Annotated in this window: 18 protein-coding genes; 15 read left to right on the top strand and 3 right to left on the bottom strand. The window is 48.5% G+C overall.

The window, feature by feature from the left end:
* Positions 1 to 39: 39 nt before the first annotated feature.
* Positions 40 to 228, bottom strand: a complete 189-nt coding sequence (locus EJL91_RS21760; RefSeq protein WP_125144063.1) for a hypothetical protein — start codon at positions 226 to 228, stop codon at positions 40 to 42.
* An 866-nt stretch (positions 229 to 1,094) separates the two neighbouring features.
* Between EJL91_RS21760 and EJL91_RS21765 the strand changes: the two genes are divergently transcribed.
* The 10 genes from EJL91_RS21765 (at position 1,095) to EJL91_RS21810 (ending at position 11,981) form a co-directional block, all read left to right on the top strand.
* Positions 1,095 to 2,015 (top strand): Rpn family recombination-promoting nuclease/putative transposase, encoded by a 921-nt coding sequence (locus tag EJL91_RS21765; protein ID WP_125144064.1) that lies wholly within the window; start codon positions 1,095 to 1,097, stop codon positions 2,013 to 2,015.
* Positions 2,016 to 2,257: 242 nt separating this feature from the next.
* Positions 2,258 to 3,178: an ABC transporter permease subunit gene (locus tag EJL91_RS21770; RefSeq protein ID WP_243125522.1), complete on the top strand. Its 921-nt coding sequence runs from the start codon at positions 2,258 to 2,260 to the stop codon at positions 3,176 to 3,178.
* Positions 3,179 to 3,198: 20 nt separating this feature from the next.
* Positions 3,199 to 4,089 (top strand): carbohydrate ABC transporter permease, encoded by an 891-nt coding sequence (locus tag EJL91_RS21775; RefSeq protein WP_243125524.1) that lies wholly within the window; start codon positions 3,199 to 3,201, stop codon positions 4,087 to 4,089.
* Positions 4,090 to 4,175: 86 nt separating this feature from the next.
* Positions 4,176 to 4,976 (top strand): response regulator transcription factor, encoded by an 801-nt coding sequence (locus EJL91_RS21780; protein ID WP_125144065.1) that lies wholly within the window; start codon positions 4,176 to 4,178, stop codon positions 4,974 to 4,976.
* Entirely contained in the window at positions 4,961 to 6,682 is a 1,722-nt protein-coding gene (locus EJL91_RS21785; RefSeq protein ID WP_125144066.1) for a cache domain-containing sensor histidine kinase, read from the top strand. Before EJL91_RS21780 ends, EJL91_RS21785 begins: the two co-directional genes overlap by 16 nt.
* A 131-nt stretch (positions 6,683 to 6,813) precedes the next feature.
* A complete protein-coding gene (locus EJL91_RS21790; protein ID WP_125144067.1) occupies positions 6,814 to 7,629 on the top strand; it encodes an alpha/beta hydrolase in 816 nt (271 codons plus the stop codon).
* A gap of 21 nt (positions 7,630 to 7,650) precedes the next feature.
* Positions 7,651 to 9,153, top strand: coding sequence for an ABC transporter substrate-binding protein (locus tag EJL91_RS21795; protein ID WP_125144068.1), 1,503 nt, complete (start codon positions 7,651 to 7,653; stop codon positions 9,151 to 9,153).
* 19 nt (positions 9,154 to 9,172) lie between these two features.
* Positions 9,173 to 9,958, top strand: coding sequence for an alpha/beta hydrolase (locus EJL91_RS21800; RefSeq protein ID WP_125144069.1), 786 nt, complete (start codon positions 9,173 to 9,175; stop codon positions 9,956 to 9,958).
* Complete coding sequence (locus EJL91_RS21805) at positions 9,943 to 11,163, top strand: MFS transporter (protein ID WP_125144070.1); 1,221 nt, start codon at positions 9,943 to 9,945, stop codon at positions 11,161 to 11,163. Before EJL91_RS21800 ends, EJL91_RS21805 begins: the two co-directional genes overlap by 16 nt.
* A gap of 440 nt (positions 11,164 to 11,603) precedes the next feature.
* Entirely contained in the window at positions 11,604 to 11,981 is a 378-nt protein-coding gene (locus EJL91_RS21810) for a hypothetical protein (RefSeq protein ID WP_125144071.1), read from the top strand.
* 226 nt (positions 11,982 to 12,207) lie between these two features.
* Here the strand turns inward: EJL91_RS21810 and EJL91_RS21815 are convergent, their stop codons facing one another.
* Positions 12,208 to 13,542: an MATE family efflux transporter gene (locus tag EJL91_RS21815; RefSeq protein WP_125144072.1), complete on the bottom strand. Its 1,335-nt coding sequence runs from the start codon at positions 13,540 to 13,542 to the stop codon at positions 12,208 to 12,210.
* A gap of 463 nt (positions 13,543 to 14,005) precedes the next feature.
* On the opposite strand from EJL91_RS21815, the gene EJL91_RS21820 reads away from it, so the two are divergent.
* From EJL91_RS21820 to EJL91_RS21830, 3 genes are read left to right on the top strand one after another with little or no spacing between them, the layout of a single operon-like run.
* The gene (locus EJL91_RS21820) at positions 14,006 to 14,818 is read left to right on the top strand and encodes an AAA family ATPase (protein WP_125144073.1); all 813 of its coding nucleotides are present in this window, start codon (positions 14,006 to 14,008) and stop codon (positions 14,816 to 14,818) included.
* A complete protein-coding gene (locus EJL91_RS21825) occupies positions 14,808 to 16,007 on the top strand; it encodes a vWA domain-containing protein (protein ID WP_125144074.1) in 1,200 nt (399 codons plus the stop codon). The genes EJL91_RS21820 and EJL91_RS21825 overlap by 11 nt, the downstream gene beginning before the upstream one ends.
* Before the next feature lie 31 nt (positions 16,008 to 16,038).
* The gene (locus EJL91_RS21830) at positions 16,039 to 17,235 is read left to right on the top strand and encodes a M20 metallopeptidase family protein (RefSeq protein WP_125144075.1); all 1,197 of its coding nucleotides are present in this window, start codon (positions 16,039 to 16,041) and stop codon (positions 17,233 to 17,235) included.
* A gap of 159 nt (positions 17,236 to 17,394) precedes the next feature.
* On the opposite strand, the gene EJL91_RS21835 is transcribed toward EJL91_RS21830, so the two are convergent.
* Positions 17,395 to 18,063: a GntR family transcriptional regulator gene (locus EJL91_RS21835; protein WP_125144076.1), complete on the bottom strand. Its 669-nt coding sequence runs from the start codon at positions 18,061 to 18,063 to the stop codon at positions 17,395 to 17,397.
* A 348-nt stretch (positions 18,064 to 18,411) separates the two neighbouring features.
* Here EJL91_RS21835 and EJL91_RS21840 point away from each other — a divergent pair, with 348 nt between their 5' ends.
* A complete protein-coding gene (locus tag EJL91_RS21840) occupies positions 18,412 to 19,263 on the top strand; it encodes a transketolase (protein ID WP_243125525.1) in 852 nt (283 codons plus the stop codon).
* A complete protein-coding gene (locus EJL91_RS21845; protein WP_125144077.1) occupies positions 19,260 to 20,228 on the top strand; it encodes a transketolase family protein in 969 nt (322 codons plus the stop codon). Before EJL91_RS21840 ends, EJL91_RS21845 begins: the two co-directional genes overlap by 4 nt.
* Positions 20,229 to 20,260 lie beyond the last annotated feature (32 nt).

The following is a 20,260-nucleotide window of genomic DNA, read 5'->3' on the forward strand; positions in this document are numbered from 1 at the left end:
CTTCACCGAGTATTCGGCGGGACAGCGAAATCAGGAGGTTCACCAGGTGACTGGTGGACCTCTTTTTATGGGGATTTGATTGAGAAATGAGGACGCCGCCGTCAGGCCGGGGACCGGGGTGGTGAGGGGGATCGATGAGTCTTTCGTCCCGGGCGTCAGGGTGTCGCGGGCGGGGAATCCGGGCAGAAAAAGTTCCTCCGGGAAACGCTTGCGCTCGTTGGAGTACATATGGTACTAACCTCGAAAAGACCTCGGTAAGTACCAATGAACTCCCAGGTTCCCTCCGGAATCTTTTTCTCCCTTCTTCCCCGCAGGAAGGTTATGGCCGGGACGAAAGACTCCGCCAAGATGTCTGCCCGGCCCCCGGCCTGCGGCGGCTGATCTGTCCTATTCTTTCAATGGGGGAGGCGCTTGTCGCTGCCACTACGTCTCTATAAGAATGCCTGAAAACTACATCCTGTACACTATGAGACTATGTAAACTTATAATCTTAGAGCGTTTATTCTGATACTCTTTTTATGCATCCCAGGATATCGTCAGAATGTAAACTGGTTACGACTATATTGTGGCTGTGACAATACCACCTCCCCACTTGACGAAAGAGACAACCAGCCCCTGAAGCCGACGGGGCAATACCTTCGCTGAGTCTTCAGTCCCGCCGACCACCTACCCGGGGAAGGAAGGAGAAAACTTTCCGAAGGGAGACCTTGGAATCCGCCGGTGCTTGATGAGGTCTTTTCGAATCTAGCATCCGCTGCGCATTCCACAAGCGGGAGCGAGTCCCCGTAGGAATTTTTTCTCCTGGATTCCCCCTCACCACACCCTACCAACCGGGACTGAAGACTCATAAACACCCTCCCACTCCCCCGTCCGCCGTCTTACAGAGGCGTCCTCGCACCTCAACATTCTTCTTGCAATTCTACTTCCGCTATGCTACCATAAATTTAAGCAGAGTTACGGAAATTCTATTTCACATCTTACATTCTCATGCCGAATATGGCATTCAAAAGACTCTTTGCTTATGATCCAACACACATTGTAGGCAGGGAGACGGACGTTCTTCCTGTCGTAGTTTACTGAAAGGGAGAACCGTTATGAAGGAAGAACTAAGACAAACTACAAAACATGCCGGGCCCAGCGAAGAATTGCAGTTTCCGGAGGAGATGGAGTTTAATTTGAGTGATTTTGCACTGTTTTTGTCAGTTATGAAAAACAGGGAGGCGCACCGGAACGTATTGAGCATTATCATGGAAGAGCCGGAACTCGAACTGACAGAAGTCCATGTGGAAGAGGTGGTTTTGAACCATATTGGAAAAAGGGCCATCCGCCTGGATGCCTGGGCGGTAGACAGCCGGAACCGGCATTATGCTACGGAGATGCAGAATGATACGGAGAAGGATGATGTAAGGCGGAGAGCTCGGTATTATCAGGGACTTTTGGATACTCCGCTCTTAAAATCAGGCAGGGAAACCCGGTATAAATACCTTCCGTCCACAATAGTGACATTCATAACGCAGGAGGATATTTTCGGGCGTGATTTGGCAAAATATACGTTTACGGAGCAATGCGAGGAAGCAGCCGGTCTTTGTCTGGAGGATGGGACAACCAAGATTTTCCTCAACATGGCAAGCCGGAATGGGGAACCCACCCTGGTCAGCCTGCTGCAGTATATGAAAGAGACACGGCTGGACAATCCGGAGATAGTAGTAAGAGATGAAAGGATCCGAAAGCTGGATGAAATCGTAACCGAAGTGAAGCAGTCAGAAGAATGGGAGGCTGTGAAGATGAGTATATTATCTGTAGGAATTGAACGTGGTATTAAGCAGGGAATTGAACGTGGCCGTGCTGAAGGTCGGGAGTGCGGACGCATAGAGGGCCGACAGAGTAAAATCAAAGAACAGATAGAAAAAAAACTGGTCAAAGGGAAAAATGCAGAAATCATAGCAGAAGAACTGGAAGAAGAGCTTCCGGTGATTGAGCAGTTGATCCGGGAATTGAAGAAAGAACAGCAATAACACAATAATAGGAATAACGCGATAACAAGTTCAAGAATTAGAGATTTAAAACAAATAAGGTTTTCTTAAAAAGGGCAGTCCGGAGATTTCCGGAAAGCTCTTTTTGCATTACATCACGTTGCCTGGGTAACACCATCCATAAACTAAAATCGTTATAAGCCAGAAAAATAGTCTGTATCGTTATAACCTGTCTTTTTTGCAGCTGCTATAATGATATTACAATGAAAACGAGGGGGATGGATATGAAATCACGCAAGTATTATAAAAGAAAAAACACATTCTTTTTATTTCTCATGCTGCTGCCCGGATGTCTTTATCTTCTGATCAACAACTATCTCCCGATGGCGGGAATCACCGTGGCTTTTAAAGATTATAATCCCTTAAAAGGAATCTGGGGGAGTGAGTTCTGCGGCGGTAAGAACTTTGAATTCCTTTTTAAGACAGCCGATATTTTCTATGTCATGAAAAATACGGTGCTTTATAATGCTGTTTTTCTTATATTGACCACGGCCGGCGGGATTGTTCTGGCGATTCTTTTAAGCGGGGTGAGGAATAAGATTCTGGTGCGTATCCTTCAGACCGTTTATTTACTTCCAACCCTGGTATCCAGCGTGATTCTCACATATATGGTTCTTACGATGCTGGATGAAAAGTCCGGTTTTTTCAACAGCGCGCTTTTTCCTGCCCTCGGGCTTAATCCGGTCGCCTGGTACAGTGAGCCTAAAGTGTGGATTGTGTTGCTGCCCCTTCTGAACTTGTGGTCCAATGTCGGGCAGACGAGCATCATTTATTATGCATCCCTGATCAGCTTTGACAGGACTTACTATGAGGCGGCGTCCATGGACGGAGCTTCGCGCTTCCAGCAGGCAGTCTATATTACAGTTCCACTGCTGAAAAGGACGATTGCGCTTATGGTAGTGCTGGCGCTGGGACGGCTGTTTACCTCGAACTTCGGGTTATTTTATCAGGTTCCTATGGATTCGGGCGCGCTGTACAGTACGACGAATGTACTGGACACTTATGTGTACCGGGGACTGATTCAGTTGAATGATATCGGGATGGCATCTGCAGCGGGGCTTATACAGTCACTTTTAGGCTTTACCCTGGTATTTTTGACAAATTGGGGACTGCAGAAGTACAGTCCGGAGAACTCAATTTTTTAGAAGGATTGGAAGGAGTGGGAATGATGAGAGGAAAACGGTTAAATAATTACCTTGTGGAACTGGCAGGCGGCGCGATACTGCTGCTGGCAATGATATTCTGTCTGTTTCCCTTTTTACTGATGATATCGTCTTCCCTGACCTCGGAGGCCTCCCTGATTCGGGACGGTTACGGGCTGATTCCGCGTGAGTTTTCGCTGGCGGCGTATGAATATCTGGTCAAAGAACTTGGGACGATCGGTCACGCATACGGTATCACTCTGCTCGTCACGGCGGTGGGGGGGACGGCCAGCCTTGTCATGACGCTGCTGCTAGGATACGTGATGGCCAGGAAGACATTCCCCTTCCGTAAATTTCTGACGGTCTATGTGCTTTTGACGATGCTGTTTAACGGCGGGCTGGTTCCGACCTACCTTATTTATACGCAGATGTTCCATATCCGCGATACACTGGCAGCCCTCATTGTTCCCAATTTACTTCTGAGCGGATTTAATGTAATATTAGTTAAGAACTATTTTGCATCCACGATCCCGGAGGAGATTTATGAGGCTGCGGAGCTGGATGCGGATAATGAGCTGAAAATTTTCTGGTATGTTGCCCTGCCGATGTCGAAACCGATTGTTGCGACGGTCGGCCTCTTTACGATGCTGAATTACTGGAATGACTGGCTGAACGGCCTCTATTACGTGAATGAGCCGCAGCTTTTCAGTATCCAGAATCTGTTGAACCGGATTCTGAATGATATGAATTATCTTCAGTCGGGGGAAATGATGATGGATGTGGGATATGTGCTTCCTTCCATGAGTATAAGGATGGCGATTGCGTTAATATCTCTGCTTCCGGTCGTGCTTATTTTTCCGATTTTCCAGAAATATTTTGTCAAGGGGATTACGTTTGGAGCGGTGAAAGGATAGTGACAGGGAGCTGTTCGCGAAATGCCGTTTTTTGCAGGACATGTACTATAACAGGGGCGGTGCAGGATGAAAGGGGCGGATTTTAGATGGAACTTCTGATTGTGGACGATGAATATTATGCGGTGGAGGGGCTGAAAAAGCTGATTAACCGGATTGATTCGCCGGTTCAGAACGTTTTCTGCGCTTATAATTTAAGAGATGCCAAACAGATATTTTTGCAGAATAATATTGATGTGATGCTCTGCGACATTGAGATGGAGGAGGAGAATGGCATTGATCTGCTGCGCTGGGTCAATGATTACTCCCCGGATACGAAAACCATTTTTTTGTCATGCCACGACAGGTTCCGGTACGTCCAGCAGGCGCTTCAGCTGGGGGCGGTCAACTATATACTGAAACCGGTTGATGAGGAAGAGCTGACACGCCTTTTAGATTCCGCCCATCAGATGATCCTGGAACAGAACAGAAGATTCTGCGATTTGAAACTGGCGGAGCTAATGAAAAAGTATGTTCCGATTCATCAGAAGCGGGAACCCGGAATGTCCAATCTGCTGCGGGAGGTGGATACGTTCATTGTGGACCACATTGATGAGTGCATCAGCCGCAAGGATGTGGCGGATCACGTATTTTTAAATGCCGATTATATGAACAGGGTCATCAAAAAGGAGACCGGCTTGTCGGTCGGAGAATATATTGCCCAGAAAAAGCTGTCGGTTGCAAAGTTTCTGCTGCTGGAGACGGATATCCCGGTCGGTGATATTGTCTTCCGGGTAGGCTATACCAATGTGGCATATTTTAATAAGTCGTTCAAGAAGGAAACAGGGGTGACTCCCAGGGAATACAGGAGGAATCATACGGCGGAGGAGGTATTATGCAGGAGGGAGTAAGGGAAAGAAAGTATTTCAGCATCAATTTCCGTTTCAGGATTATGACGGTGTTTATCATCTGTGCTATGATTGTAATTCTCCTGCTCAATTACGCACTGTCGATGAAGACATATGAAAAAAGTATTCTGGAGGCCAATTCACAACTCATGGATATGTCGATGAAAAGTGTGGATGACAGTCTGATGAAGAACAGCGAATTTCTGCGGATTATTCTGACGAATAACATGAATGTTTATAATATGGCGGAAGCGGACACAGAGTCAGAGTCAAATCTGGCTCTTTATCGTTTGTTCCAGGATATGGAGAAAAGCATACTGGGCCTGACTTATTATGATGCCTTCTTTATTCTGGACGAGAATTATAATACGTTTAATACCGTGGGAAATGATGAACTTGCCCTGAAAGAGAAAGATATTATGGGGCGGTATCTGAAAGAAAAACGCCGGGATCTCTCCTGGCAGAACGGTAACTGGCAGATACATCCCGTATTAGGCACGAATTATCTGCTGATTGCTGAAAATGTGGACGGCATTATGATCGGCGCCTGGCTGAATATGGAGAATCTGAGTGAACAGATGGAGTCGGGGAGCTTCGGAGAGGGGGCTGCCGCCTTTTTTACGGACGGTGAAGGAAAAGTGCTGTCAGGCTCTTTCCCCTCTGCCGGCGGAACCTTATCCATGAAAAAAGGAGAGAAGATATACAGGGCGGAAAATGGGAAGCGTTATCTGGCGGTGGAGCGGGAATCCAGGTTCGGCGGTCTGGTGCTGCATACGATGGTTCCGATGGATAAGATAGCCGAGGAACTGTCTACGGCGCGCAATGTCACGTATATCACAATATTCGGATTTGCGGTCCTTCTGATATTCCAGATCTATTTTTTTAAGGTTCTTTTGGTGGGGCCGTTAAATGAACTGGTCCTGGCTATGCGTCTCATTAAGGGGGGCGCGGACATGCCGAAGGCACGCCCGGGGAATGTCGCTAATGAATACAGGGTGGTTTATGACACGCTGGATGAGATGGTGGACGAAATTAAGGAATTGAAAATTAAGGTATATGAGGAAGAACTGAGGAAAAACGACATCATGATGGAGTATTTAAAACAGCAGGTCAACCCTCATTTCTTCCTGAACTGCCTGAATATTATCTACAGCCTGACTAATATGGAAGACTACCGCTTAATCCGGCAGATGGTAGAGTATCTGATCAAATATTTCCGCTATATCTTTGGAAAAACGGACGAGCTGGTGCTGATACGGGACGAGATTTCCCATCTGGAAAATTTCCTGCATATCCAGGAGATGCGCTATCCGAACCGGTTCCGCTACCAGATCAGGATAGACGAAGAGGCGGGAACGGAGCAGATACCGCCTCTTCTGATCCAGACATTTGTGGAAAACTCCATCAAACACTCCGGTATGCTGTCCAGCAACCAGCTTTTGGAAATTAAGGTCGGAGTTTTATGGGGAGAGGAACTGGAAATTACCGTATCCGATAACGGAAAAGGGTTCAGTTTGGAAATACTGGAAAAACTGCGCAATAAGGAAAGTATTCTCTATGACAATAGGAAACATATCGGCATTGAGAATGCAATCCGCCGGACCAACGTGATCTATAACGGGGAGGAAAAAATCTCTTTTTACAACGAAAACGGCGCCCATGTAAAGATTGTGCTTCCACGGACCGACGTTCCAAAACATACTTTTTAACGGCCAAAACAGACGTCTTAAATGTCGCTCCAACAGGTCGGATTTGTTATAACACCGAATGAAACGGCTGTGGTAAACTCAGATGTAACTGATATCAAAGAATTATATGAGGGAACAGCAAGGAGGGTAAGATGGAGGAACAGAGAATTTCTTTATCGGAGACAAACCAGGACGCATTTATGCGTCTGCGTCTGAACACGAAAACGGAAGGCCCAAGGCCTGCAATCGTGTATTTTCCTGGAGGCGGTTATCACAATATCCATGAGCCGAGCGTAGAGCCGGTTGCCGAATTTTTCAGGAATAAGGGGTTTCATGTTTTTGTAGTCAACTATTCAATCAATGAGAAGGCGGCTTATCCGGCCCCGCTCCTGGAAGCGTCCAGGGCAGTGTGGCTGGTACGGAAAAACGCCGCTGAATGGAATGTGGATCCGGAACGCATCAGTCTGCTGGGCATGTCCGCCGGCGCCCATCTGTGCACCGCGCTAAGCACGATGTGGCAGTATGAAGAATGCCAAAGGGACGGTATGCCATACGGAGGGAACCGGCCGAATGCCATTGTCACGGGATATACGCCGACAATATTTGCCGACTTTTTTGAACAGCCGCCGGAAGTGCTGGCCAACTTTAAGGGCCAGGGACCCGGTAACCTGTTGGGAAAGGAAGGGACGCGCTGGGCGGATATTCACGAACTGACGACCCACGACCTTGTTACCAAAGATACATGTCCCGCTTTCCTTTGGAAATCCACAACGGATTTTCCGGGAGATACGTTCGCCTATGCTAATGCGCTGAAACGGGAAGGAATTCCGTATGAGGTCCATGTGTTTTATGACGAGGGCGTTAACTGCGTGGGAATGGGCAAAGAAGGGGCATCAGTCAATACGATGATGTGGCCGGAACTGGCGGTTAACTGGCTTTACAAGGTTTTGAGAATCGGGGTTTCATAAGGAAAAGGGGAGGTGGAAAACTTGAAATTCAGGAGAAAACGGTGGTTATTCCTGCTGTTTGCCCTGGGGGCGGCGATCCTGGCAAACGGCTGCAGCCGCAGGGAAGAGGACAAAAAGGAACAGGAATTGCCGGTGCTGAACGTCATGTTTGCATCCTATGGGGGCAGCATACCTTCGGACCTTCAGGACGTGGAAAATGCCCTTAACGTGATTCTGGCGGAGAAAATAGGGGCAGCGGTAAAGCTGAATGTTTTTTCCTCCTCGAGTTACGATACGCAGGCCAACCTGATGCTGACCGGGGATTCGGTGGATTTGATGGCTACCAGCACCAACACAAGCTACGCGCAGTGCGTGACAAAAGGTTTTTTTATGGAGATGGATGAACTGCTTGAGCAGTATGGACAGGGGGTAAAGGATTCGCTAGGGGAAGAACTCCTGGGCTGTACCCGCGTAAACGGAAAAGTGTATGGGGTTACCGGGATTCCTCTGGTAATGGCGCAGGATACCAGCTTTGCGGTCAGCAATGAGATTCTTGCGTGCTGCAGGATTGATCTTTCCTCCGTCCATACGGTGGAGGATGTGGAGCAGGTTCTCCAAACAATCAGGGACAACCATCCCGACATGATCCCGCTGGCCAACGCAAGTACAAAGCTTGGGTATAAGAGTCTTCAGAACCTGTTTTTAAACAGCCATGGACTGGAAGATCTGGGAGACGGCTGCGTGCTGGATTACGCGACAATGACGGTTTCAAGCCTTTACAGCCATCCGGTTTACGAGGAGCTTGCGGCACTTATAAAAGACTGGCACGGGAAAGGCCTGCTGATGCCGAACGCCTCGACTAATACGGATTCGCGCAACAGCCTGATGAATGCCGGACGTGCGGCCGCAAGTGTTGCTTTTTCTTATAACCCGGCGAATTCCATGCGGGAAGACGCGATGTACAATACGACGACGATCCATTTGGGGAACAGCCCGATTCTTGTGACGAGCATGATGCAGCTTACCTGTTGGGGAATTCCCGTTACATCGGAGCATCCCGACAAGGCAATGCAGTTTTTAAACCTTCTTTACACGGATGCGGAGATTGGTAATCTGCTGCAATATGGGATAGAGGGAGTTCACTATGAAAAGACGGAAGAGGAGAATGTAATCCGATATCCTGACGGCGTGGATGCAACTACGACGGGTTATTTCCTGAAGAGCCCCGGAATTACGGACATTAACCCGGAATGCTTTGTGATGGAACCATTACCGTCCGATATTTATGAGCAGGTCCTGGCGTTTCGGGATACCTTTGCGGTATCTCCGATTGTGGGATTTACGGCGGATATGACGGCCTGCAAATCGGAAGTGGCGGCCGTTGCCAATGTGATGGCTCAGTATGTGAACCCGCTGCTTTCGGGTGTGGTGGACGTGGAAAAGGTGCTGCCGGAGTTCCGGCAGAAACTGAAGAGTGCAGGCCATGAAACAATTATCAGAATGAAACAGGATCAGCTTGACAAGTGGCTGAGTGAGAACAGATAGAGGGAGGATTTATTTTACAGTGGAAGCAAAAGAATATGTGTTTTTATCGGAGTGCCTGGGCGGCGAAGCCAAGGTTATGATTTTTGTACCCAAAAACAGGGAGAATGATGGAAAGAATTCCATTCCGGTATTGTGGACAGTGGGACCGGGCGATCACAGAAAATGGATGATGCAGAGTGATATCTGCCGTCTGGCGGAGGAGGCTGGGATAGCCGTAGTCAGCGTGGACACCACGGATACCTGGGGAGGTTTAAACCGGCCTGCTGAGAATTACTATTTTGAAGATTACCTGACCCGGGAACTGCCGGCTTTGGTAGAAACGGTTTTTCCCGTCTGCCGGGAACCGGAATTTAATTATATTACAGGTTTTTCAAAGGGCAGTTATATTGCTTTCAGGATGGGAATGAGCCATCCGGAGCAGTACGGAACCGTCATCTCGATTGGGGGCGGAGGACTGGATGCCTACAGTTTTTACTATGATATCGGAACAATGAATCCGGGACTGATTGAGCGGATGTTCGGCCTGAAAACACCGGAAGAGTTTGAAAAATCCGACTACAATCCGGAAAATCTGGTTGCCCGCCTTTACGGGGAAGGAAAGAAACTTCCTGCGCTGTACCTTTTCTGCGGTGAAAAGGATGCGCTTGCCAGAGTGGTAAATGTGAGACTGCATATGAAACTTGAGGCATTAAATATCCCGCACAAATTTACACTCTTTGACAGCGGGCATGACTGGGTTACGGTAAACAGGAGTATTGAGAAAGCAATCGAAGAAATGGGGAGGTCATTATGGAGTCAACAGTAACAGTGAATCAGACGGCAAAGCATACATTTTTTACAAGGACATTTGTGGTAATCCTGGTAATCCAGTGTTGTTATAATATGGCGGCCACCTTCATCGCCACCCCCATCGGACGCCAGGGGGTCAGCCTTGGGGCCAGCATGACATTTTTGGGAATTCTGTCTTCCGTTATGTCCGGAATGTACATGGTAATGCGTCCGGTGGCCGGAATTGCCATTGACCGCATCAATCCGAAATATGTGCTGATCGGGCAGTATACCCTGCTTGTCACTTCCTACGTATTATCAGCGGTGGCCGGAAGTCTGGGAGTTTACGTTGCCAGCCGTCTGGTATACGGCCTGGCTTTCGGGGCTATCGGCGTTACGATGCCGACGGTGGTAGGCCGCGCAATGCCAAAGGAAAAGATGGCCCAGGGGCTTGGCCTTTATATGATGCTTCCTCTGGTTCTGAAGATCTTCACACCAAATATTTCCCTTTTCCTCGTGGATAACTGGGGATTTGCCGCCAGCTATACGGTATCGATTGTCCTGATCGCCATAGCCCTGATTCTGCTGATCACTCTGAAAATCGATTTTACAGCAGGGGTGAAGAAGGAGAAAAAGAAATTTTCCTGGAATAATATTATTGCGGTGGAGGCATTTCTGCCGACGCTGTCCAATATTTTTACGGGTATGGTTTTTACCGCTGTTATCATGAATATCGTGGTATACGGGGATGCCATGGGATTTGGGCAGATTGCCTTGTTTATGACATTCTATAACGGCGCCCAGGTGGCGACCCGGGGACTGGGCGGCTATCTGGCAGACAAAATCGGAATCCGCAGGACCATGTATCCATGTCTCATCCTGATGATAGTTACCGTGGCAATTCTGGGAAGCACGGACAATTTTACTATGGTACTGGTGGCGGCCGTTCTGTTCGCTATTGGATTCGGCGGCGCGCAGCCGGTTATGACGGCAGTCTGCATGAGAACTGTCAGCCGTGAGAGGGCGGGAGCAGCCAACGCTACCTATATGCTGGGAGCCGACGTGGGAACCATGGTGGCCTCCACCGTAGTCGGTGTGCTTATTGATGCTTTTGGGTTCCAGCAGATGTATCTGTATATGATAATCCCGGGAGTTATGGCGCTTTTGACCTTTGCGCTGACGATGAAGGTGATGGGGAAACAGATTATTGCCGCGAGCCGGAAGGATGTTGCTGAGGAATGAGAATGCCGCCGGGACGGCCGGGGGCGGAATGGTGAGAGGGAGGTTGTGAGTCTTCAGTCCCGGTTTGTAGGTTGTCGCGGATGGGGAATCCGGGGAAAAATGGTCCCTTTCGGAAAGTTTTCCCCTCCTTCCCCCCGCCGCAACCAATCATCTGGACTGCTTAATTCATCAATTTTTTTCTTGCAATCCTATGTCCACCATGCTACGATAAATTTAAGCAAGGTTTCGAAAATTCTATTTCAAATCTTAACATTCTTATGCCAGATATGGCATTCAAAAGACTCTTTGCTTAACGCTCCAATACACCGTAGGCAGGGAGGCAGAGGTTCTTCCTGTCGGAATTTACAGAAAGGAAGAAACGTCATGAGGGAAGAAATGAGACGGCCCGGGAAATATCCGGTCTTTGTCTGGAGGATGGGACCACCAAGATTTTTCTAAATATGACAAGTAGAAATGGGGAGCCGACCCTGGTCAGTCTGCTGCAGTATATGAAGGAAACGCGGCTGGACAATCCGGAGGTTGTAATAATGGATGAAAGAATCCGGAAACTGGATGAAATCGTAACCGAAGTGAAGCAGTCAGAAGAATGGGAGGCTGTGAAGATGAGTATATTATCTGTTGGGATTGAACGTGGCCGTGCGGAGGGATTGGAATGCGGCCTCAGAGAGGGCCGGTATTGCAAACTTAAGGAGCAGACCGCAAGAAAACTGGCAAAAGGAAAGAGTGCAATAATCATAGCGGAGGAACTGGAAGAAGAGCTGTCTGTGATAGAGCAGGTAATCCGGGAACTGAAGGAAGAACAGGAAAATTCCAATTGATAAATGGGATAACAAAATAAAATGAAATAATAAAGGCGCTGTTTCATACCTGGTTTAAGGGAATGGAACAGCGCCTTATATTGAGTGACAATGAAAGGTTCGCGAAGCGTGCTTTTCGTTGTTGGTGACGGCAGCCTGTGCTCGGGACAGTGGACTGCCGTTAATTGACCGTGATTAGTCCACAGAGTTTTTTTGCCGTTTAGTATGGTAAGCTTTGAAGAAGCGCTCACTCACTGGCTGACGGCCGAGCTGCGATTGCCTCCGATAGTTTCTTCTTAGCTTTACGGCACTTACTGTAGCACAGACAGGCGGCGACGATCCAGGATATCCCTTCGCTGTAAGGAACGGATGGGAAACCCAGAGGAGCGACTAACAGGGCAGCAAGGGTCAGGCGGACAACGAGGCCGGCGATATTACAGACGGCCGGAGTGACCACATTGCCGGTTCCCTGAAGAAAGCCGATGAAAAGGTTAAGCATACCGAAAACAGGATAAAAGATGGACAGCATAAACAGAAAACTCTGTCCAAGGTTTGCAACCTCCTCACTGACACCGAACAGAAGAATGAACGGTTTGCCGAAGAGGATGACAATCCCGGCTATGGTGACAGAGAGGGCAAGCATCATTTTAACTCCGATGGAATAGCCCTCCTGTATTCTCTTATACTGTCCCGCTCCCATATTCTGGGCGGTAAAGGTGGAGACGGCGGAGGCTACGCTGACCGCCGGCAGCATGGCAAGAGAGTCGAGCCGGTAGGCGGAGGTTATGGCTGTAACGGCCTGCACGCCCAGCGTATTCATAATACCCTGCAGGATGATGCTTCCAAAGGACATAACTCCCGACTGGAGCACACAGGGCAGGCCGAGCCTTGTCTGTTCCCTTAATGCCTCCACGGTAAAATTGTGCCGGCAGGGTATTTTCCTGATGACATGTATGTACAGATATATGAGGACATAGAGACAGGAGAAGAGCTGCGACAGCACCGTTGCCAGTGCGGCGCCCATGATTCCCCAGTGAAATACGGCTACGAAGAGGACATCCACAATGATGTTGGTAAATGTGGCAATGACAATGGCCTCCATGGAGGTCCTGCTGTTTCCCATACCCCGCAGGATGGAGCTGCATATGTTATAAAGCATGACAAATGGAATTCCGATGAAAATCACGGAAATATAAGTTTTTGTCATGGCGAAGATACTTGCATCCGTATGCATCATGACCAGCACCTGATCAATAATGCCAAGGCTTAGAAAGGCCATTATGATGGAAGCGGGGAGAAGATAGAGAAAGGATGTGCGGGTAGCCTCCCCGATTTTCCCATTCTCCTGACGCCCCGTCAATTGAGCGATATAGATAGAGACGCCGGTGGTAAAACCGATTATCACGTTGGTAAAGAACATGACGATACTGGTTGAAACACCGATGGCGGCGACCGCATTTTCACCGATAAAGTTGCCGGCAATCATGGAATCGGCGATATTATACAATTGTTGCAGCAGGCTGCTTGCCACGAGAGGGGCCGCAAATTGAAACAGTATTTTTGTGATATTTCCTTTTGTCATAGATAACTCCTGATTCATTGCTGTTTAGCCGGTACCATGCTGGATGATATTACAGCCTGGATGGCTGATCTCATAATAGCATAGGCGTTATAAAAAGTCACTGATTTTTCAGCGCCTCTTGTGAAGTTTGGCAGTTAATTGAGATGCGGGAATGCCTCTGTCAAGATGACGGAGGGGCGTCATTCGGCTTCCCGGCGGCGTTCTCCTGACTTGTTTTGGTCACGGATAATGAATTTTTTATAAAATAATAGTGGTTAATTGGACTGGGGTTATGATATAATGTCCGCATTGCGGACATTATATCATGCGCATGCAGATTTCTGCGCTTGCCGCAGAAAGTCTGGCGCTGAATTCTGTGGGAGACTCATATTCGCGAAGTGGATATGATATACTATGAGCACTAAATCGGGATTTCTCCAATATGGGGAGCCACTGAAATAATATTATCTAAAAGGAGAATCACATGCTGCAATTTCATGGAAGTGAAGAATATATCGCATCAGACGAGCTGAGCCGCAGTGTCAATATCGCTGCTGCATTAAAGAAGCCCCTGCTTCTGAAAGGGGAGCCGGGAACCGGTAAGACGATGCTGGCTGAGGCAATCGCCAATTCTCTGGGCATGGAGCTTCTGATTTGGAATATTAAATCCACGACCAGGGCACAGGACGGCCTCTATGTTTATGATACGGTCCAGAGGCTGTATGACAGTCAGTTTGGAACGGAGGGGGTAAATGATATCAGTAAATACATCCGCCTTGGCAAACTGGGAGAGGCTTTTAAACGGGATAAACAAGTGGTTCTGCTGATCGATGAGATTGACAAGGCCGATCTGGAGTTTCCGAATGACCTTCTCTGGGAACTGGACAAGATGGAATTCTACATTCCCGAGACCGGGGAGACGGTAAAGGCATCGGTGCGCCCGATCGTCATTATCACCTCGAATGCGGAGAAGGAGCTGCCGGACGCGTTCCTGAGACGCTGTATTTTCCACTATATTGCATTTCCGGATGCGCCGATGATGGAGCGGATTATAAAAGCCCATTATCCGGAGCTGGATCAGAAACTGATTGACGGGGTGCTGGATGCATTTTACAGAGTCAGGGATATCAGGGGACTTCAGAAGAAACCAAGCACGTCCGAGGTCCTCGACTGGATACAGGCGCTGTCCATCGGCGGTATTTCCGTAAAGAAACTGGAACGGGAGATACCATTTGCCGGAGTTCTGTTAAAGAAAACAGAGGATTTAAAGCAGGTGGAGAACAAGCATGTTTACTGATTTTCTTTATCTTTTGCGCCGTCAGGGAATGAAGACGGGGCTGAATGAGTGGAACAGCCTGATGGACGCTTTGTCTATGAATCTGAACGAGGCCAGCCTGACGGAATTTTACTATATGGCCAGGGCGGTTCTCGTAAAGAAAGAATCGGATTATGATAAGTTCGACCAGGCTTTCCTGGAATATTTTAAAAACGTCACCACGTACGAAAGTCTGCCCCAGGAAGTCCTCGACTGGCTCTCCAAAGCCAGGGAACAGACGCCCTATGATAAGGATGAGGTGGATGCCCGTTTTGAAGGACTTGGCCTTGACGAAATCCGGAAAATGATGGAGGAGCGCCTGAAGGAACAGCATGAGCAGCACCACGGCGGCAATAAATGGATCGGGACGGGGGGAACGAGTGCATTCGGCCATTCCGGCTACAGCCCCAAAGGGATACGGGTAGGCGGCCCGGGTAAGAACAGAAGCGCCCTCCAGGTGGCGGAGGAGCGCAGTTACAGAGATTTCAGGGACGATTCCGTCCTTCAGGTACGGCAATTCCAGATTGCCCTTAGGAAGCTGCGCCTTCTTTCCTGCCGTGAGGACGGTCCGAAGACGGAACTCAACGTGGAGAAGACGATAGAAAGAACGTGTGACCAGGGCGGAAGACTGGAGCTTGTCATGGAACGGCCGAGAAAAAATCAGACGAAACTGCTCCTTCTCATGGACAGCGGCGGCTCCATGTGGAGTTATGCCGAGCTCTGCAACAGGCTGTTTCAGGCGGTGGACCGGTCCGCCCATTTTAAAGATTTGAAGGTATACTATTTTCATAATTGTTTTTATGACTACCTTTTTACAACGCCGTCCTGCAACTGGAGGGAAAAAGTGCAGACGGAGTGGGTGATGAACAACCTGAAATCGGAATATAAGGTGATTCTGGTGGGAGACGGAGCGATGGCTCCGTCGGAACTGCTTTACCGTGGCGGGAGCCTCGATTATTTTCACCGCAACGACAAGACAGGGCTTTACTGGCTGGAGACATTAAAACGGAGATTCCCATCGTCTATCTGGCTGAACCCGATCAATGAAAAGGTTTGGGATTACACATACGGCTATCAGACTATCGGCCTGATACGGGAGCGGATAGCCATGTTTCCCCTTACAGTTAGCGGACTGGAGAATGGAATCCGGGCGCTTAAAAAGGGTGAATAAAATGCAGCAGGAGTCGGGAGGAGTAAAGGAAATGGAACCAATGGAGCTATTGGCGGAGATATCGGATGAGCTGGAACAGCACACGATCGCCGTCAGAAGACAGATTCATCAGAATCCGGAACTGTCGTTCCAGGAATTTGAGACGGCGGAACTGGTCCGGAAGGAACTGGAACGGATAGGGATTCCCTATACTAACAGTCCTGTGAAACCGGGAATTGTGGCCGAGATTGACAGCGGCAAGCCCGGGCGTCTTTTGATGCTGCGCGCAGATATGGATGCGCTTCCTATTGAGGAGACCGCGGATGTGCCGTTCTGTTCCCGGAATAAGGGCGTCATGCACGCCTGCGGACACGATGTCCACACGTCTAATCTGCTGGCGGTCGGGGAGATTTTGAACAGGATGAAAGAGTATTGGAACGGCCGGGTAAAGCTGGTGTTTCAGCCGGCGGAGGAACATGGGGGCGGCGGAAGGCGGATGATAGAGGAAGGTCTTCTGGATGAACTGCCGGATGCCTGCATGGCTCTTCATGTAACAACGGATCAGCGCGGACAATTTTATGTGGGAGTCGGTCCGCTGACCGCCTTTTCCGACCGCTGTGAGATTGTGGTGCACGGAAAGGCCGCTCACTCATCCGAACCGCAGGATGGCGTCGATGCCGTATACATTGCTGCATCCATCATTGTCGCACTCAATACGCTGGTGCCGAAAAACTTAAGTCCCATGGAGCATTCCACCCTGAATATGGGAATGATTTCAGGCGGAACCGCTCTCAATGTGATCACGGATCGGGTGGAACTGCATGGAATGATGCGCAATGCAAAATCACATACACGGGGAGTAATGATGGAAAAGATCCGCTCCCTGTCCGAGGGGATTGCCTGCGCGATGGGGGGCAGTTGCGATGTAAGGTTTGATGAGGGTTCCGCCTCCGTAATCAATGATAAAGCATTGGCCGGCCAGGTGATTTCCATCATGGAAAAAAATGCGGATACTCTTTATAAAGGGTATCCGCTCAGCGCCCCATATCCTGAAATTATAACAGGAGATCTTTTAAGGCTGGCATCGGAGGATTTTGGGTTCTATTCACAGAAAGCAAAAACATGTTATATCATGATGGGAACAGGGGAAGGAGCCCCGGTCCACAATCCCGGATTTAAGGTGGATGAGGCATATATCAAGCTGGCAACGAGGACGATGGCGGCGGTTGCGCTTGACTATCTGAAATAGTTCATTACAGCCCCCATTGCAGCATTTACAGCTTTGTAATTAATAAAACAAAATAAAATGGCGTTCTATAAAAATTTAATAGAAAATTGCTCAGTAAAAAGCCTGCATTCTGAACCTACCGGTTTAACAGAATACAGGCTTTTCCAGCCGATGCGCACATTAAAGAAGATGTGTATTTTTCAATAGAAATGGAAAATTATCCTTCAGATGATAAAACTCCGCCAGATGAGTTGCCGTCAGCCGGACAGCCAGTTCCTCATCCCTGGCTTCGATAGCATCGGCGATCATGCGGTGTGTAATCTTATTAGCAATCACGTCGGCGTAACGGTGGGACAGCATGACTTCCATCTGTCTCAGAAACTGTAACTGATATTTTTCCAAAACAGGATTCTTTGCAATAATACTGAGCTGGAGGTGGAACAGGTAGTCGTTCTTGATATGTTCCATGCGATCTTCCCTGTCAGAGATGCCGTTCTCCCTGCATTTATCGGCCAGGAGGCTGAGCTGGCGGAAGTCTTCGTTGCTTCCGCGGAAAATAGCGAGGCGGACGGCCATGCAGTCCACGGCGATTCTCATAATGCCGAGGTTTTGAATCATTTCATCATCAAAGGTCGCCACTTTGACAAAGCGGTTTGGATAAATGGTGACAAGTCCTTCGCTCTCAAGCTGCTTTAAGGCGCTTCTGACAGGAGTCCGGCTGACGCCGAGATCTTTTGCAATTTCTACTTCAGGTATCCGATCTCCCGGTTTTAATTCCATATTTAATATCATATTCAGTATATGTTCATATACGGGTTCTGCCAGGCTGGCAGAAGATTGTGTTTTCACAGAAAAATCCCCCTTTTAACATTAGTCGCGGCGCTGCCGACTGAGAGAGCGCCTGAAAATCGGTTCTGCTGATGCTCTTTTTTATTGTTCACGGATCGAACAGTAACTACGCGTTCTCCGATGGCTGACTCTATTATATAGTAATATTTCAATAAATTCAATAATAAAACCAAGATTTTATAAAGTTATATTTTTATAACAAAATAATTGATAACTTTATTACTGAAAACAAAGGTTATAATTTGTATAAAACGCCAATTGTAAATTATTAAACTTTATAATATTATATTATACATAAACAAACTTTATAAAGTTTATCTGTTATAATAAAATATAGGAGGAGACAAGTTGGAAAAGATTGACAAGAAAGAGCTGCGGCTTTTTTCCAAAAGAATTCAGATGTATACTATGAGAACAATTGGTTCACTAGGGGTAGGACATGTTGGAGGTTCTTTGTCGGTTGCGGATTTGCTGGCGGTGCTCTATGGAAAGGCGATGAAATATGACAGCAACAGGCCGGACTGGGAGGAAAGGGACTGGCTGGTATGTTCGAAGGGCCATGCCGGACCGGCGGTTTATTCGGCTCTTGCTCTGAAAGGATTTTTCCCCGAGAGTGAGCTTCAGACACTAAACCGGCCGGGTACCCGTCTTCCCAGCCATTGTGACAGGAACCTGACGACGGGCATCGATATGACAACGGGTTCTCTGGGGCAGGGAGCGTCCACGGCAGCAGGCGTCGCCTTTGGAATGAAACTGGACGGAAAGAATAACTTTGTTTACCTGATTCTGGGAGACGGCGAGATTCAGGAGGGGCAGGTATGGGAGATGGCATTGTTTGCCTCCCAGAGAAAACTTTCCAATCTAATCGCATTTGTAGATTATAATCATATCCAGCTGGATGGATATACGGATGATATCTGTTCCCTGGGGGATGTGAAAGCCAAATTTGAGGCATTCGGCTGGTATGCGCAGGATGTGGACGGCCATGACGTGGAAGCAATCGATCGGGCTGTCTGTAATGCAAAGGCCCAGAATGAAAAACCTTCCATGATAGTGCTGGAGACGGAAAAGGGCCATGGATGGAGCGAGATTGCCGGAAAGCTGAACGGACATTGCCCGACGGTATCGGAGGAACAGTTGAAAGCGGCTCTTGAAGAAATGCGGCAGGCGTACGGAAAAATCGAGGAGGAAACATTATGATCAGGCTGGCAGGCGGAGTTCGTCCGGAAGAGACGGAGATGAGAAAGGCTTTTTGTGATACTCTGATGGAACTGGCGGAGGAAGACGGTAATGTGCTTCTGATGGATGGGGATCTGATGGGGGCAATGGGAACGAAGCCATTTGCCCGGAAATTCCCTTCCCAGACAATTGACTGCGGAATACAGGAAGCAAACGCGGTGGGAGTGGCGGCAGGCCTTTCGGCGGTTGGGAAAATCCCTTTTGTCCACTCTTTCGGCCCCTTTATCACAAGAAGAGCCTGCGATCAGGTATTTATGTCGGGAGCCTATGCGAAGCTGAATGTGAAGCTGGTCGGTTCCGACCCTGGAATCACGGCGCAGATTAACGGCGGCACCCATATGCCGTTTGAGGATATGGGAATTATGCGGGGAATTCCGGAGATGACAATTGTAGAACCAACCGATGTTACGATGCTTAAATCGGTTCTGCGGCAGATGAAGGAAAACTATGGGATGTATTATATGAGACTGGTACGGAAATCCTGTATGAAAATTTATGAGGAAGGTTCCGAGTTCAAGATAGGAAAAGCCGTAACAATCCGGGAGGGGCAGGACGCGGCGGTGATTGCCAGCGGTTACTGCATTGCAGAGGCGCTTAAAGCAGCGCAGATGCTTTCAGAGGAAGGAATTGAGATACAGGTGATTGATATGTTTACCTGGAAACCAGTTGATGAGGAGGCGGTAATACAGGCCGCGAAGGACACGGGAGCTATAGTGACGGCAGAGAACCACAACGTGATTAACGGGCTGGGTTCGGCCGTATCGGAAGTTCTCGTTAAAAAATCCCCTGTGCCCGTGGAGATGATTGGCATACAGGATCAGTTCGGAGAAGTAGGAAACCTGGATTATCTGGCGGAGCGTTTTGGGTTGAAAGCAGATTCTATAGCAGCAGCGGTAAAAAGTGCAATCATGCGAAAAATAACGTAACAGGAGTGACTAGCCGCAGGAAATGGCGGAGA

It is taken from the genome of Clostridium transplantifaecale, assembly GCF_900626075.1.
Classification (GTDB): domain Bacteria; phylum Bacillota; class Clostridia; order Lachnospirales; family Lachnospiraceae; genus Otoolea; species Otoolea transplantifaecalis.